The sequence below is a fragment of the Pseudonocardia nigra genome (genome assembly GCF_019396355.1).
Lineage (GTDB): Bacteria > Actinomycetota > Actinomycetes > Mycobacteriales > Pseudonocardiaceae > Pseudonocardia > Pseudonocardia nigra.
In genome coordinates, this window is sequence record NZ_JAHKRK010000003.1 from 38,294 (window position 1) to 53,170 (window position 14,877).

The 14,877-nt window shown below is 73.9% G+C and carries 12 protein-coding genes and 1 pseudogene; 6 read left to right on the forward strand and 7 right to left on the reverse strand.

Translation table 11 applies throughout. From position 1 onward, the window contains the following. Nucleotides 1–42: 42 nt before the first annotated feature. From KME75_RS01535 to KME75_RS01545, 3 genes are read left to right on the forward strand one after another with little or no spacing between them, the layout of a single operon-like run. Entirely contained in the window at nt 43–1,344 is a 1,302-nt protein-coding gene (locus KME75_RS01535) for a nicotinate phosphoribosyltransferase (RefSeq protein WP_219412682.1), read from the forward strand. Between the two features lie 2 nt (nt 1,345–1,346). Then, the gene (locus KME75_RS01540) at nt 1,347–1,895 is read left to right on the forward strand and encodes an isochorismatase family protein (RefSeq protein ID WP_219412683.1); all 549 of its coding nucleotides are present in this window, start codon (nt 1,347–1,349) and stop codon (nt 1,893–1,895) included. A gap of 9 nt (nt 1,896–1,904) precedes the next feature. Further along, nucleotides 1,905–2,093 carry a type II toxin-antitoxin system Phd/YefM family antitoxin gene (locus tag KME75_RS01545; protein WP_219412684.1) on the forward strand — a complete coding sequence of 63 codons (189 nt, stop codon included), beginning with the start codon at nt 1,905–1,907 and terminating at the stop codon, nt 2,091–2,093. Nucleotides 2,094–2,194: 101 nt separating this feature from the next. Here the strand turns inward: KME75_RS01545 and KME75_RS01550 are convergent, their stop codons facing one another. Both KME75_RS01550 and KME75_RS01555 read right to left on the reverse strand, forming a co-directional pair. Further along, nucleotides 2,195–3,067, reverse strand: a complete 873-nt coding sequence (locus KME75_RS01550; RefSeq protein ID WP_219412685.1) for a thioesterase family protein — start codon at nt 3,065–3,067, stop codon at nt 2,195–2,197. A gap of 68 nt (nt 3,068–3,135) precedes the next feature. Beyond that, nucleotides 3,136–3,945: a hypothetical protein gene (locus tag KME75_RS01555; RefSeq protein WP_219412686.1), complete on the reverse strand. Its 810-nt coding sequence runs from the start codon at nt 3,943–3,945 to the stop codon at nt 3,136–3,138. Between the two features lie 116 nt (nt 3,946–4,061). On the opposite strand from KME75_RS01555, the gene KME75_RS01560 reads away from it, so the two are divergent. Beyond that, the gene (locus tag KME75_RS01560) at nt 4,062–6,077 is read left to right on the forward strand and encodes an ATP-dependent DNA helicase (protein WP_308282492.1); all 2,016 of its coding nucleotides are present in this window, start codon (nt 4,062–4,064) and stop codon (nt 6,075–6,077) included. Nucleotides 6,078–6,183: 106 nt separating this feature from the next. Here KME75_RS01560 and KME75_RS01565 read toward each other — a convergent pair whose 3' ends face one another. The 3 genes from KME75_RS01565 to ctaD form a co-directional block, all read right to left on the reverse strand. Continuing rightward, nucleotides 6,184–6,873, reverse strand: coding sequence for an aminoacyl-tRNA hydrolase (locus KME75_RS01565; protein WP_219412687.1), 690 nt, complete (start codon nt 6,871–6,873; stop codon nt 6,184–6,186). A gap of 83 nt (nt 6,874–6,956) precedes the next feature. Next, entirely contained in the window at nt 6,957–8,207 is a 1,251-nt protein-coding gene (gene serB, locus KME75_RS01570) for a phosphoserine phosphatase SerB (RefSeq protein ID WP_219412688.1), read from the reverse strand. 14 nt (nt 8,208–8,221) lie between these two features. Next, nucleotides 8,222–9,976 carry an aa3-type cytochrome oxidase subunit I gene (gene ctaD / locus KME75_RS01575; protein ID WP_219412689.1) on the reverse strand — a complete coding sequence of 585 codons (1,755 nt, stop codon included), beginning with the start codon at nt 9,974–9,976 and terminating at the stop codon, nt 8,222–8,224. Nucleotides 9,977–10,155: 179 nt separating this feature from the next. Between ctaD and KME75_RS01580 the strand changes: the two genes are divergently transcribed. Beyond that, on the forward strand, nt 10,156–11,016 hold the full coding sequence (locus KME75_RS01580) for an ABC transporter permease (RefSeq protein WP_246631265.1): 861 nt from the start codon (nt 10,156–10,158) through the stop codon (nt 11,014–11,016). A gap of 18 nt (nt 11,017–11,034) precedes the next feature. Here KME75_RS01580 and KME75_RS01585 read toward each other — a convergent pair whose 3' ends face one another. Then, a complete protein-coding gene (locus tag KME75_RS01585) occupies nt 11,035–11,844 on the reverse strand; it encodes a PIG-L family deacetylase (RefSeq protein WP_219412690.1) in 810 nt (269 codons plus the stop codon). Nucleotides 11,845–12,360: 516 nt separating this feature from the next. Between KME75_RS01585 and KME75_RS46550 the strand changes: the two are divergent. Continuing rightward, nucleotides 12,361–12,819 (forward strand): annotated as a pseudogene (locus KME75_RS46550) (NAD(P)-dependent oxidoreductase); the annotation flags it as partial. Between the two features lie 176 nt (nt 12,820–12,995). Here the strand turns inward: KME75_RS46550 and KME75_RS01595 are convergent. Then, the gene (locus KME75_RS01595) at nt 12,996–14,834 is read right to left on the reverse strand and encodes an AAA family ATPase (RefSeq protein WP_308282493.1); all 1,839 of its coding nucleotides are present in this window, start codon (nt 14,832–14,834) and stop codon (nt 12,996–12,998) included. Between the last annotated feature and the right edge of the window lie 43 nt (nt 14,835–14,877).

Consider the following 14,877-nt stretch of genomic DNA (forward strand, 5'->3'; position numbering starts at 1 on the left):
ACCCGACCCACGGGGCCCGCACGGCACATAGGCTTTCCGACCATGACTGGCAGTCCGTCGTCGGCCGGGGTGTCCACGGCCCTGTTCACCGACCGGTACGAGCTCACGATGGCGGCGGCGGGGCTGGCCGACGGCACCGCTGCACGGCAGTGCGTGTTCGAGGTCTTCGCCCGCAGGCTTCCCGACGGCCGCCGGTACGGGGTGGTGGCCGGCACCGGGCGGTTGCTCGAGTCCATCCAGCGGTTCCGGTTCGGCCGCGAGGAGCTCGACGCGCTCGCCGACGTGGTCGACGGCGACACCCTCGACTGGCTGGCGGACTACCGCTTCTCCGGCGACGTCGACGGCTACCCCGAGGGCGAGCTGTACTTCCCCGGGTCGCCGATCCTCACCGTCTCCGGCACCTTCGCCGACGCCGTGCTGCTGGAGACGCTCGCGCTGTCGATCCTCAACCACGACAGCGCCGTCGCCGCGGCCGCGGCGCGGATGGTCACGGCCGCGGCCGGCCGCCCCATCATCGAGATGGGGTCGCGGCGCACCCACGAGGCGGCTGCCGTCGCCGCGGCCCGGGCCGCCTACCTGGCCGGGTTCGCGGCCACCTCCAACCTCGAGTCCGAGCGCAGGCACGCGATCCCCACCGCGGGCACGGCGGCCCACGCCTGGGTGCTGCTGCACGACGACGAGCTCGCGGCGTTCACGAGCCAGGTGAAGGCGCTGGGCCCGGACACCACGCTGCTCGTCGACACCTACGACATCCGCCACGGGGTCGAGCTCGCCGTGGAGGCGGCCGGTACCGGGCTGGGCGCGATCCGCATCGACTCCGGTGACCTCGGGGAGCTGGCCCGGCAGGCCCGCGAGCAGCTCGACGCCCTGGGCGCCACGGAGACCCGCATCGTGCTCTCCGGCGACCTCGACGAGTACGCGATCGCCTCGCTGCGCGCCGAGCCGGTCGACTCCTACGGCGTCGGCACCTCGGTCGTCACGGGATCCGGCGCCCCCACCGCGAGCATGGTCTACAAGCTCGTCGAGGTGGACGGGCGGCCGGTCGCCAAGCGCAGCGCGTCGAAGGAGTCGCTCGGCGGGCGGAAGTCGGCGGTCCGCCGCTACAAGCCCACCGGCACCGCGATCGAGGAGGTCGTGCATCCCGTCCGGCACACGCCGGAGATCGGACCGCACGACCGCGTGGTGCCCGTGCCGCTGATGCGCGGGGGCGAGCTGGTGCCGGGGCTGCCGACGCTCGAGCAGGCGCGCGAGCACCTGCGTGCCGCACTGGTCTCGGTGCCTTGGGAGGGGCTCAAGCTCTCCCGCGGCGAACCGGCCCTGCCCACCGTGTTCGAAGGGATCTGACGATGCGCGCGCTGATCGTCGTCGACGTCCAGAACGACTTCTGCGAGGGCGGCTCGCTCGCCGTGACCGGCGGGGCCGGTGTCGCGGCGGCCATCTCGGATCGGCTGCGCACCGCGTCCTACGACCACGTCGTCGCCACCCGCGACCACCACGTCGACCCGGGCGCGCACTTCTCCGCCGCGCCCGACTTCGTCGACACCTGGCCGCCGCACTGCTGCCGCGGCACGCCGGGCGCGTCGTTCCACCCCGAGCTGGACGTGGCCCGGATCGAGGCGGTGTTCGACAAGGGCGCGCACGCGGCCGCGTACTCCGGGTTCGAGGGAACCGAGCCGGGCGGGACGGGGCTGGCCGACTGGCTGCGGGCGCACGACGTCGACGCCGTGGACGTGGTGGGCATCGCCACCGACCACTGCGTCCGCGCCACCGCGCTCGACGCCGCGGCGGCCGGCTTCGCGACCACGGTGCTGCTCGACCTGTGCGCCGGGGTGGCGCCGGAGACGACGGAGCGGGCGATCGAGCAGATGCGGAGCGCGAGCGTCACCGTGGCGTAGAGTCGTCGAGTGGCCGATGTCACGGACCGAGAACTCCGCGACGACCTGCTCGACGTGATGCGGCGGGTGGTCGACGGCGAGGAGTTCGACGTGACGGTCGACGGCCGACCCGTCGCACGGCTACTTCCGCTCCCGGGACACTCGCCGGCCGTGATCGAGGAAATCCGCGAGCTCCTCACTGAGGAGACACGCGGCTGACGCCCGCCTGACGGTCGTTGCGGCGGCGCGGAGGCCGAAACGACGTGTGGGGGCGCCCGTCGGAACGCATCCGACGAACGCCCCACGCGTGGCGGTTCAGCTCAGAGCGAGCGCATCCGGAACGGCTCCAGGCGCGCGCCCAGGTCGCCCGGGTCGCTGGGGTCGCCCAGCGCGTGCGCGCCCACGGCGTCGGCGAGCCCGATGCAGCGCGGCCCGTCGAACAGCCCGCAGCCGTAGCGCACGGTCGTGTCGTCCAGCTCGAGGACGCCGACGCGGAGCTGGTAGATGCCCGGGTAGTGCACCTCGTCCAGGTACTGCACCTGCAGCGAGCTCGGCGAGAGGCCGTCCAGCGGGCCGCCCGTCGGGTAGCCGAGGACGTCGAGGTGCAGCTCGGCGAGCCCGTCGAGGTACCAGCCGGCGAGCGCGACGTTGTTGATGTGGCGGTTGGTGTCCAGGTCGCCGAAGCGGGTGCGGACGTCGAGCCGGAAGGGGTACGTCTCGCGGACCAGCCGGGACGGGTCGCGGTCGGGACGGCCGCCGTACGCGCCGTCGACCCGCAGGCCCTCCAGCCCGGAGCGCACGGCGTCGGGGAGCGGCGCGGGCCCGTCCTCGGTGGCGTGGACGCTGACCGACTCGCCGGTGGCCACGCACTCGTCCTCCGCGAACACCGCGTAGGAGTAGGCGAACGACGAGGCGCCGATGTGGGTCACCCCGAGGCCGACCCGGTAGTGCCCGGCGACGCGCAGCGGGGCGAGCACGTCGACCCGGACCGAGGCGAGCAGCAGGCGGCGCATCCGCGACCCCAGGTCGGCGCCGAACGCGTCCCGCTCGACGGCGATGCGGGCGTCCTCGAACCAGCGCACGAGCGCGTCCCGGCCAATGCGCTTGCTCGGGTCGAGATCGCTGTACCGGGCGGAGTGCTCGATCAGCACCGGATAGGAGGTGGGGCCCAGAAGGAGTTGCGTGGACGTCACTGGGCACATGATGGACGCACCCGGACGGGTGTGGGCCATCTCGCGTTGTGGATCACGTGTGACGTGGGCTACCCTCCCGCTCCCGCGAAGCGACAGCTCCCGTAGAGCGCGGTGACGGGCGGCGGCGCGGGCTCCGCCGAGAGCGGCCCGCACCCGGAGCGCACGAACCTCCCCTCGAACTCCAGCCACGTCTCCCAGTAGGTCGGGGCGCCGGCGTAGGCGGGCTCGTACGTGCTCTGCCGGACGGCGGCGTCCGGGCGGCCGCTGGGGTCGAGGCCTGCGACAAGGGCGTCCGGGGTGCTCCCGTACACGCGGTCGGTGACCTCGATCCCCCCGTTGTAGGTCAGCAGCATCGTCGCGACGCTCGAGCCGTGCGCGCCGACGTTGAAGGTCACCGCGCAGCGCTGTGCATCGCCGTCGTAGCCGCACGCCCCGTCCAGGACGTAGGCCTCCTCCTCCGGCTCGCCCACGCCGCGCAGGTCGCCACCGGCCCAGTACGCCACCAGGCTGCGCACCACGCCGGTCTCCGGGTCGTGGGTGCGCAGGCCGGCGAACTGCACGTCGTCGGGCAGGTGCTCCAGGAACACGACCTCGCAGCCCGGCTCGCAGCCGGGAACCTCGGCGACGTCCGGTGGCGACAGCGGCCAGGGTGCCGGTGCGGGCGATCCCGGCGCGGGCACCGCAGGCGGAGGTGCCGACGGCTCCGGTGCCGGCGCCGGGGACGGCAGCGATTCGGGCGGGGGCGGCACGTGCGGGACGGACTGCGGCACGGGCGGCTCGGGCGACGGCACGGCGGGCGCGGGCGGATCCGCCACGGCCGAGCCGGTCATCAGCAGGAGTGCCGCGGCCCCCGCCGCGGCGATGTTCGCGATCCTCATCACGCCCTCCCCCAAGGGTCGTCGGTTCGGACACGGAGAGGACGCACGACGTGGGGCCGGGGTTGCACCCGCCCGATCGGCCACGGGCCGTCGGGGCCGCCCGGTAGCCTCTGCTCGTGCCCATCGCGACCGACCTGCCCGGTGTGGCGGAACTGCTGGAGGCGGCCGTCACCGCGGTCGGCGGGCAGCGCCGCGAGGGCCAGGACGCGATGGTGCAGGCCGTCCGCAAGGCCATCATCAGCGGCGAGCACGTGGCCGTGCAAGCCGGCACCGGCACCGGCAAGTCGCTGGCCTACCTGGTTCCCGCCATCCACCACGCGATCGCCAAGGACACCACGGTCGTCGTCTCCACGGCCACGATCGCGCTGCAGCGCCAGCTCGTCGACCGCGACCTCCCACGGGTGGCCAAGGCGCTCAAGCCGCTGCTCGGCCGCGCACCCACGTTCGCGATCCTCAAAGGCAGGCGCAACTACCTGTGCCTCAACAAGCTCCACGGCGGCAATGACACCGACCCCGCCGACGAGCTGTTCGACCCGTTCGCGATCTCGACGATGGGGCGGCAGATCAAGCGGCTGCACGAGTGGGCCGACACCACCGACACCGGCGATCGCGACGAGCTCGTGCCCGGTGTCCCCGACGCCACGTGGCGGCAGGTCTCGGTCACCGCGCGGGAGTGCCTGGGCGTGGCGAAGTGCCCGGTAGGCGAGGAGTGCTTCGCGGAGCGGGCCCGCGCCGAGGCCGGCAAGGCCGACATCGTCGTCACCAACCACGCCCTGCTCGCGATCGACGCCCTCGAAGGCCGCCCGGTGTTGCCCGAGCACGACGTCGTCGTGGTCGACGAGGCGCACGAGCTGGTCGACCGCGTCACCGGAGTGGCCACGGCGGAGCTGACCTCCGGCACGGTCGGCATCGCCGCGCGCCGGCTGGGCAAGCTCGTCGACCAGGCCGTCGCCGACCGGCTCGCCGAGGCGGGCGAGGGCCTCGCCCTCGTGCTGGAGGACCTCCCGCCCGGCCGGTGGGAGGCCCTGCCGCGGTCCGCGGCGGGAGTGCTGTCGGCCATCCGCGACGCCGCAGCCTCGTGCCGCACCTCCCTGGGCTCCGACCGCCGGGAGGACCCCGAGGCCGCGGCCGGCCGCAAGGTCGCGCAGGCAGCGCTCGACGAGGTGGCCGACACGGCCGTCCGACTCCTCGGCGCGTTCGACGAGCCCGATCCGGCCAAGCGGCACGACGTCGTCTGGCTCGCCGAGCAGGGCCCGGACGGCGCGCGGCACAAGGTGCTGCGCGCCGCCCCGCTGTGGGTGGGAGGGCTGCTGCGGGAACGGCTCTTCGGCCGGTCCACCGTAGTGCTCACCTCGGCCACCCTCGCCCTGGGCGGCAACTTCGACGCCCTGGCCCGGCAGTGGGGCCTCCCGCCTGCGGAGCGGGCCGCCGAGAGCACCGATCCCGTGCCCGACCCGGATGCGCCCAAGTGGTCGGGCCTCGACGTCGGCTCCCCGTTCGCCCATGCCCGCAGCGGCATCCTCTACGTCGCGAAGCGGCTGCCCCCGCCCGGCCGTGACGGGCTCCCGCCTGCGTACCTCGACGAGATCGCCGGGCTGGTCGAGGCGGCGGGCGGCCGCACGCTCGGGCTGTTCTCCTCGATGCGGGCGGCGAAGCAGGCCACCGAGGCTCTGCGCGGCCGGCTCGACACTCCCCTGCTGTGCCAGGGCGAGGACTCCACGATGCAGCTGGTCAAGCAGTTCGCCGAGGACGAGGCCACGTCGCTGTTCGGCACGCTGTCGCTGTGGCAGGGCGTCGACGTGCCCGGCCCGTCGCTGTCGTGCGTGATCATCGACCGGATCCCGTTCCCCCGCCCGGACGACCCGCTGGTCGCCGCGCGGCAGCGCGCCACCGACGCCCGCGGCGGCAACGGCTTCCTCACCGTCTCGGCCACCCACGCCGCCCTGCTGCTCGCCCAGGGCGCGGGTCGGCTCCTGCGCGGGATGGACGACCGCGGCGTCGTCGCGATCCTGGACCCGCGGCTGGCCACCGCCCGCTACGGCGGGTTCCTGCGCGCGAGCCTGCCGCCGTTCTGGGCCACCGACGACCGGGAGAAGGTGCACGGCGCCCTGCGCCGCCTCCGCGGAGCCTGATCGATCCGGCGCCCGTGAGCCCGATCGACGGTGCACACCCCGCCGCCACCGTGCACATGGTGGGACGTGTGCACGGCCACCCGCAGGTGTGCACGGCCGGCGAAGGTCAGGGGGCGACGGCGATGCAGGTCATCGTGCCCGGCGCGACCTCGGTGAAGCCCGCGTCCTGCACACCCACGGCGGCGCCGCGCTCCACCGCCGCGCAGGCCTGCTCCCATCGGTCGACGCCTGCGGAGCGCACCGCGAAGCGCGGCACCTCGGTGAGCCCGAACGCGGCCGCGAACAGCATCGACGCGTGGCCGACCTGGGCCGCGGCCTTGCCGACGGTCAGCTCCAGTGCGGCGTTCACCCAGATCACCGGCGTTCCCGGCGGCGGGTCGCCCGGCTCGTCCGGCTCGAGGTCGGTGCCGCCGATCTGCAGCCGCGACACCACCTTCGGCACTTCGTCCACCGGCCCGGGCAGCAGCGCCCTCGCCTCGGCCCCGTCGACCGCGCACGTCACGCCCGGCAGGTCCTGCACCGCGTCCCAATGCGCGCCGCGAGCGCGGCGGGCGATCTTGCGGATCCGGGCGGCGACCCACGTCTGCACGGCCTCGTGCCACTCCCCGCCGGGTTGCGCCCTCGGATCGAGGCAGACGGCGAGCGCCGCGGCGGCGGCCGCCTCCAGCACCGGCGTGCGCGGTGCGGGCGGACGTTCCAGGCGGAGCACCACCGGCATGGCGCGCACGACACCGTCCGGCTCCGGCGGGATCACCACCCGCCGCCCGCCGTACCGGGCCGCAAGCGGCGCCAGCACGCCCGCCCCTGCGTCAGGAAAGCCACGTTCCTGTCGCTGAACGTCAGGAACGTGGCTTTCCTGACATTCGGAGGCGGGCTCGGTCACGCGATCGGCACGCGGCGCAGCAGCCCTTCCGCCGCGTCGGCGCGCTCCACCTCGTCCCGGGTGATGCCGAGCACGAACAGCACGACGTCGAGGTACGGCAGGGACAGCGCCGTGTCGGCCACCTCGCGGAGCGCGGGCTTGGCGTTGAACGCGATCCCGAGCCCCGCGGTGGTGAGCATGTCGATGTCGTTGGCGCCGTCCCCGACCGCCACGCACTGCTCCAGCAGCACGCCGAACGTGTCGGCGAACCGGCGCAGCGCCACGGCCTTGCCCGGGCGGTCCACGATCTCGCCGAGCACGCGGCCGGTCAGCCGCCCGTCGACGATCTCCAGCTCGTTGGCGGCGCAGAAGTCCAGGCCCAGCTCCTCCGCCAGCCCGGAGATGACGCGCGTGAAGCCGCCCGACACGACGCCACAGCGGAAGCCGAGCCGCTTGAGCGTGCGGATGGTGGTGCGCGCGCCCGGCGTGAGCTCCAGCTCCGCGGCGACGTCCGCCAGCACCGACTCCGGCAGCCCCTCCAGCACCGCGACGCGCCTCCGCAGCGACTCGGCGAAGTCGAGCTCGCCGCGCATCGCGGCCTCGGTTACGGCGCGGACCTCGGCCTCGGCGCCCGCGCGGGCCGCGAGCATCTCGATGACCTCGCCCTGCACGAGCGTCGAGTCGACGTCGAAGACGATCAGCCGCTTGCTGCGGCGGGCCAGGCCCGCCCGCTCCACGGCGACGTCGACGCCGGCAGTGCGCGCGACCTCGACCAGGCGAGCCCGAAGCGTGCCGGGTGGGTGGTGCTCGCTGCCGCGCCCCGGGTCGGGGGAGACCATCAGCTCCAGTCCGGTGACCGGGTAGTCGGCGACCCGGCGGATGGAGTCGATGTTGGCGCCGACGTCGGCGAGCGCCTGCGCGACCGACCCGAACGCGCGGGCCGTGATCGGGCGCCCGATCACCACGACCACGTGCGTGGAGTGCCGCCGGGCCGCCGGGTCGTCACGCGCCTCGAGCGACGTGTGCACCTGCATCCCGATGCTCGCCATCGCCTGCTCGACGGCCTCCTGCAGCGCCTCCGGGTCGTGGTGGGCCGCCACCAGCGCGCCGAGGGTGAGCCTGCCGCGGATCACCACCTGCTCGACGTCGAGCAGGTCGACGCCGTGCCGGGTGAATGCGGCGAACAACACGGAGCTGACGCCGGGCCGGTCCGGTCCGGTCACCGTGATCAGGACACTGGTGCCCGGCCGGGCCGGCTCCTCGGTCATCGCCATCGACCCCGTCAGCGCGAGCGCGGGTCGTCATTCGGCTGCTCCTCGCGGCCCGTGACCTGCGCCGCCGCCTCGTACGGCGAGGGCTTGCCACCAATGTGCGCCTCGCTGCGGAACCGCTCCACCAGGTGCGGGTAGTGCAGCTCGAACGCCGGCCGCTCCGAGCGGATGCGGGGCAGTTCGGTGAAGTTGTGCCGCGGCGGCGGGCAGGACGTGGCCCACTCGAGCGAGTTGCCGAAGCCCCACGGGTCGTCGACCGTGACGATCTTGCCGTAGCGGTAGCTGCGGAAGACGTTCCAGATGAACGGCAGCGTGGACGCGCCGAGCACGAACGCCCCGACCGAGGAGATCGCGTTGAGGACGGTGAACCCGTCGATCGGCAGGTAGTCGACGTAGCGGCGGGGGAAGCCCTCGTTACCCAGCCAGTGCTGCACCAGGAACGTCAGGTGGAACCCGATGAACGTGGTCCAGAAGTGGAACTTGCCGATCGTCTCGTCCATCATCCGGCCGGTCCACTTCGGGAACCAGAAGTAGATGCCGGAGTAGGTGGCGAACACGATCGTGCCGAACAGCACGTAGTGGAAGTGCGCCACCACGAAGTAGGTGTCCGAGACGTGGAAGTCCAGCGGCGGGGACGCCAGCAGGATGCCGGTGAGGCCACCGAAGAGGAACGTCACGAGGAAGCCGAGGGCGAACAGCATCGGCGTCTCGAACGTCAGCTTGCCCTTCCACAGCGTGCCGATCCAGTTCACGAACTTGACGCCCGTGGGCACCGCGATGAGGAACGTGGTGAAGGAGAAGAAGGCGAGCAGCACGGCGCCCGTGGCGTACATGTGGTGCGCCCACACGGCGACCGACAGGGCCGCGATCGCGATCGTCGCGTAGATCAGGCCCTTGTAGCCGAAGAGCGGCTTGCGGGCGAAGACCGGGAAGACCTCGGAGACGATGCCGAAGAACGGCAGCGCGACGATGTAGACCTCGGGGTGGCCGAAGAACCAGAACAGGTGCTGCCACAGCAGCACGCCGCCGTTGGCCGGGTCGAACACGTGCGCACCGAAGGTGCGGTCGGCCAGCAGGCCCAGCAGCGCGGCGGTGAGCACCGGGAACGCGATGAGGATCAGGATCGCCGTCACGAGGATGTTCCACGTGAAGATCGGCATCCGGAACATCGTCATGCCGGGCGCGCGCATGCAGACGATCGTGGTGATGAAGTTGACGCCACCGAGGATCGTGCCGAGACCGGAGACCACCAGGCCGACGATCCACAGGTCGGCACCGGCACCCGGGGAGCGGACGGCGTCGGACAGCGGCGTGTAGGCGAACCAGCCGAAGTCGGCGGCCCCGCCCGGGGTGAGGAAGCCGGAGATGACCGTGAGCCCGCCGAACAGGAACAGCCAGTAGGAGAAGGCGTTCAGCCGCGGGAACGCGACGTCGGGGGCACCGATCTGCAGCGGAACGATGTAGTTCGCGAAGCCGAAGAGGATTGGCGTCGCGTACAGCAGCAGCATGATCGTGCCGTGCATGGTGAACAGCTGGTTGTACTGCTCGTTCGACAGGAACTGCATGCCCGGCACGGCCAGCTCGCCACGCATCAGCAGCGCCATGGCGCCACCGATCATGAAGAACCCGAACGACGTGACCGTGTACATGATCCCGATGTCCTTGGGATCCGTGGTCCGCAGCAACTTCAGCAGCGTGGATCCCTTCGCCGACGTGCGCGCCGGATGCGGGCGCGTCGAGATCGGCTTGGGGGCGACGGCTGTCACTCTGCCTCCTGAACTGCTTGGCCGACTGGAACCGCTTGGCCAACTGGTTTTCCGGGCCGGTGGTGGAGCGCGGGCGTTCGAGCCCAGCGGGGATCGTAGCTCTACCCGACGTCGAAGGACCCCGGGGGTTCGCCACACTTGCCGTCCGTCGCCCGCGCCGGAGTGGCAGCAAGGTGGCGATGCTGTCACTGGACGGCAGCATGGCCACCTTTGCTGACCTGCGCGGACGGGCCCGTGGCGAGCGCCTCCACATGATCGGCGGCAGGATCTTCGGCGTGGGTGGGGCGAATGTCGTCATCGGGCCGGCACTGGCCGTCGCCGCGGTGGTCGCCGTGGCGATCGCGGCGGCCGTCGGGCGGTGGGCCGGGCTCGGGACGGCCCGCGGCGCGTCGCTGGCCGCCGTCCGCGCCGTCGTGCAGCTCGGGGCGGTGTCGCTCCTGCTCGGCGCGATCATCGGTTCGATCCCGGCGAGCGCCGCCTTCGTCGCACTGATGGTCGGGGTCGCGGCCTGGACGTCCGCCCGCCGGGTCACCGGGCAGCCGGTGACCCGGGAGCGCAGCGGCGCCTGGGTGCTCCTGCCGATCGCGCTGGCCCCGCTCCCCGTCGTGGGCGCGCTCGTGGCGGGCGGGGTGGTGCCCCCGCTCGGCGTCGCGATCATCCCGATGGCCGGGATCCTCATCGGCGGCACGATGACGGCGACGTCGCTGGCGGGCAGGCGGGCGCTGGACGAGCTCAGCTCGCGCCGCGGCGAGGTCGAGGCCGCGCTGTCGCTGGGCTTCCTCGATCGGGACGCCGCGATTGAGATCGCCCGTCCGACGGCGGCGCAGGCGCTCGTACCCCCGCTCGACCAGACCCGCACGGTCGGGCTCGTCACGCTCCCCGGCGCGTTCGTCGGGATGCTGCTGGGCGGCGCGACGCCCATCGAGGCGGGAGCGGTCCAGCTGCTCGTGCTGCTCCTGCTGCTCGCCGTGGAGACGGTCGCGGTCGCCGTCACCGTGGAGCTGGTGTGCCGGGGCCGGATCCGACGGCCGGCCGAGTAGCCACCGCCGTGGCGGGGATCACCGCAGCGGCGTGAACAGCTCCTCGAACAGCTCCGGCGTGGCGGCCGGGCTCGGTACCGGGTCGACGATGTAGAACTCCACGCCCATGCCCATCGCGAACATCGGGCCGGGCATCGCGAGCAGGAAGTGGTCGGGCCCCATCTGGCTGGCGTGCGCCCGCATCGACGCCTTCTTCTGCTCGACGAAGTCGACGGCGTCGACGCGGTGGGTGATCTCGGACTCCGGCTTGCCGAACGCGGGCGCCTCGGCCGCGGGCGGGGTCCACCCCTCGGGCAGCTGGCCCGACTCGGCCAGCCCACGGACGCCGCGGATCATCCAGTCGCGGTTGATCGTGCCCTGCGCCACCACGGGCACGGCCGACAGCTCGGCGGCGCGGCGGCCCACGCGGTGCACCTGGATGTGGTCGGGGTGCCCGTACCCGCCGTTGTCGTCGTAGATCGTGAGGACGTCCGGCTCCTCCTCGTCGAGGATCACCGCGAGCCGGCGCGCGGCGTGCTCGATGTCGCCCTGCCAGAAGCAGTAGGGCGCGTCGTTGGTGGGCTCGCCCATCATCCCGGAGTCGGTGTAGCCGAGGAACTCCACGCGCTTGGCGCCGATGGCGGCGGCCGACGCGTAGCACTCGGCGCTGCGCCGCATCGCGAGCGGCTCGCCCGGCGCGAGGACCCCCGGCACAGGCTCACCCAGCTCGCCGCGGGTGGCGAAGACGAGCACGACCCGGTGCCCGGCCGCCGCGGCGCGCGCGAGTGTGCCCGCGCTGCCGATCGACTCGTCGTCGGGATGCGCGTGGAAGGAGACGATGGTGCCCACGGGGGCGAGGGTATCGGCGGCAAGCCCGGAACGGCGTCGGGCGCCGGGTGGGTAGGTCGCACGGGCCCCTGATCGCAAGACACGGAGGGCTCGCGGGCACCAGCGAGCCCCGCCTCCGGCGGATCTTGTGAGAGCGACGCGCCGCATGACAGCCTCACACCGACCGCGAGGGAGGCGATCCGCATGACCACGCTCGTCCTGCTCCCGCCGCAGGCCGAGGCCACCGCCGGATGGCCGCAGCGGCTGGAGACGGAGGTGCCGGGGCTGCGCGTGCTCCGCCCGGAGTCGGCGGAGGACGCCGCCGACGCGCTGCGCACGGCGGACGCCGCGTTCGGCCCGCTGCCGCCCGAACTGCTCGAGCACGCCGGGCCGCTGCGCTGGCTGCAGGCCCCGCAGGCCGGACCGCCCGCGGACTTCTACCACCCCGCGCTGGTCGAGCACCCCGTCCAGGTCACGAACATGCGCGACACCTACACCGACCACGTCGCCACGCACGCGGTGGCGCTAGTGCTCGCGATGGCGCGCGGGCTCCCCCGCTACGTGCGCGACCAGGAACGCGCGCGGTGGGCGCCGGACCGGGAGCCGGAGGCGGTGCTGCCGATGGCGGAGGCCACCGCGCTGGTCGTCGGGGCCGGGGCCGTCGGGGCCGAGGTGGGCCGGATGCTGGCCGCGTTCGGCACCCGGGTGGTCGGCGTCGACGCCCGGCGGACCGACCTGCCCCCCGGGTTCGCCGAGATCCACCCCGCCGATGCGCTGGACGAGCAGCTTCCCGGCGCCGACGTCGTGGTGGTCACCGTCCCGCAGACCCCGCAGACCGAGGGCCTGTTCGACGCCGCCCGGCTGGGCAGGTGCGCGCCGTCGGCGTTCTTCGTCAACGTCGGCCGCGGCGCCACCGTCGACCTCGACGCGCTCGTGACGACGCTGGAGGCGGGCGGGCTCGCCGGCGCGGCGCTCGACGTGTTCGAGACCGAGCCGCTGCCCGCCGACCACCCGCTGTGGGCACGCCGGGACGTGCTGATCACCCCGCACGTCGCGGCCGTCGGGCCACACGCCGACGAGCGTCGCTTCGCGGTCCTGCTCGAGAACGCCCGCCGCTTCGTCGACGGCCGGGAGCTGATCAACGTCGTGGAACAAGGCGCACTGGTTCTGACTCAGGTCAGGACCCTGGTCAGCGCCGGGCCCACCTCGGCGAGCCGCCGCACCGTCTGCGCCGATCCGCCGCCGCGGGCGGCCAGTGCGGCCGCCGCCGTCTCCGCCTCCGTCCCGCCCAGCGGCACGAGGACGTGCAGCCGGTCGATCCCGCCCAGCGCGGCGGCCGGGTCATCGCCCGTGGTGTGCAGGCAGTCCGACAGCAGCACCACCAGCCGCTCGTCGGCGACCGCGCCCGCGAGCTGCCGGGACGCCTCCCGCAGCCCGGCGGCCAAGTCGGTGACGCCGTGCCCGCGGAGGGCGACGAGCTCGGAGAGCAGCTCCTCCGGCGGCCGGCGCACCCCCTGGGCCTGGAGCACCCGCACGCCCGTCCCGAAGGCGAGGACGGCCGGTTCGGTCTTCCCCTCCCCCGCCAGCACGACGCCGGCCGCCGCCACGGCGGCGAGAGCGACGGCGTGGCCCTGCATCGAGCCCGAGATGTCGACGACGAGGCAGACCGCCTGGCGGTGCGCCGTCCAGGTGCGCGTGACGATGTCGGCTGCCGCGGGCCGGCGCGACGGCGTCGGCGTCCACCCGTCGAGGGTGCGGTCCAGGTCGAGGTCGCCGTCCAGGCTGCGGGACGGCCCGAGGCGACGCGCGCCCCGGGCGCGGGCCGGCCCGACGTGCCCGAGCCGCAGGAACACCCGCCCGGCCAGCCGCCGCGCGGCAGCGCGCAGCCCGGCGTCGGTGGCGACGGCCATGTCGGCGAGCAGCGCGGCCGCGCCCTCCTGGTCGCGGCCGAGCACCGCGTCGAACGCGGCGGCGTCCAACTCGCCGAGCTCCGGGGAGACCTCGTCGAACGCCTCGTGCCGGGCGGCGAGCTCGCGCCTGCCGACGGTGCGGCCCGCCTGCTCGCGCCCGGGGCGCGACCGGGGCTGGAAGCCTGCCGCGGGGTCCGGCAGGCCGTCAGCTTTTCCCGGGCCGTCCGCGGGGTCCTCGGTCGCCTCCGGGTCGGCGGGGTCCGGATCGGCGGGCCACAGCTCGTCGAGGAGCTCGTCGATCACCGACTCCGGCGTGCGGTCCACGCCGTCGGCGATCCGGATGCGGCCGGACAGGGCGGCGTACGCGGCGTCGCGGCCCGTCCCCCGGTCCGGCACCGGCTGCGCCCGCAGCTCGGCGAGCCCCGTGAGCAGCAGCGCGAGGTCGATGGCGCCGCGCACCGACGACCCCATCCGGACGTCCCGGTGGTCCCGCGTGGCCCGGGTGAGCGCCACCGACAGCTCCACCACCTGCCCGTTCAAGCCGGTGACCGAGGTGGTGATGGCGCGTTCCGCCGAGGCGTCCTGGTAGCCCAGCACCACCCGGCACATCCGGTCGGCGATCGCCTGGCTGACCCGCGCGGTGCCCACGGCGTCGAACGGGTTCATCGCCGCGATCAACCGGAACTCCCGCCCGGCCTGCACCGTGCCCAGCCGCGGGACCGCGATCTCGCCCTCGGTGAGCACGGTGATGAGGACGTTGAGCGTTTCCTCGGGGACGCGGTTGAGCTCCTCGAGGTAGAGGAGCCCGCCCTCGCGCATGGCGGTGAGCAGCGGGCCGTCCACGAAGGACGCCGGGTGGTAGCCCTCGGCGAGCACCTGCGCCGGGTCGAACTGGCCGACGAGCCGCGCGGGCGTCAGCTCGGCGTTGCCCTCGACGAACACCACGGTGCGGCCGGCGTCGCGGGCGATCGAGCGCAGCAGCGTCGACTTGCCGGTGCCGGGCGGGCCCTCGAGCACGATGTGCCTGCCGGTCGCGAGCGCGACCGTGAGCACCTCGCGCTCGCGCCGCAGCCCGACGACCGGGGTGGGGACAGTGGTCACGGCGGCTCCTGACGACAGCGGTCGGCGGGGTGGACCGGTCCGG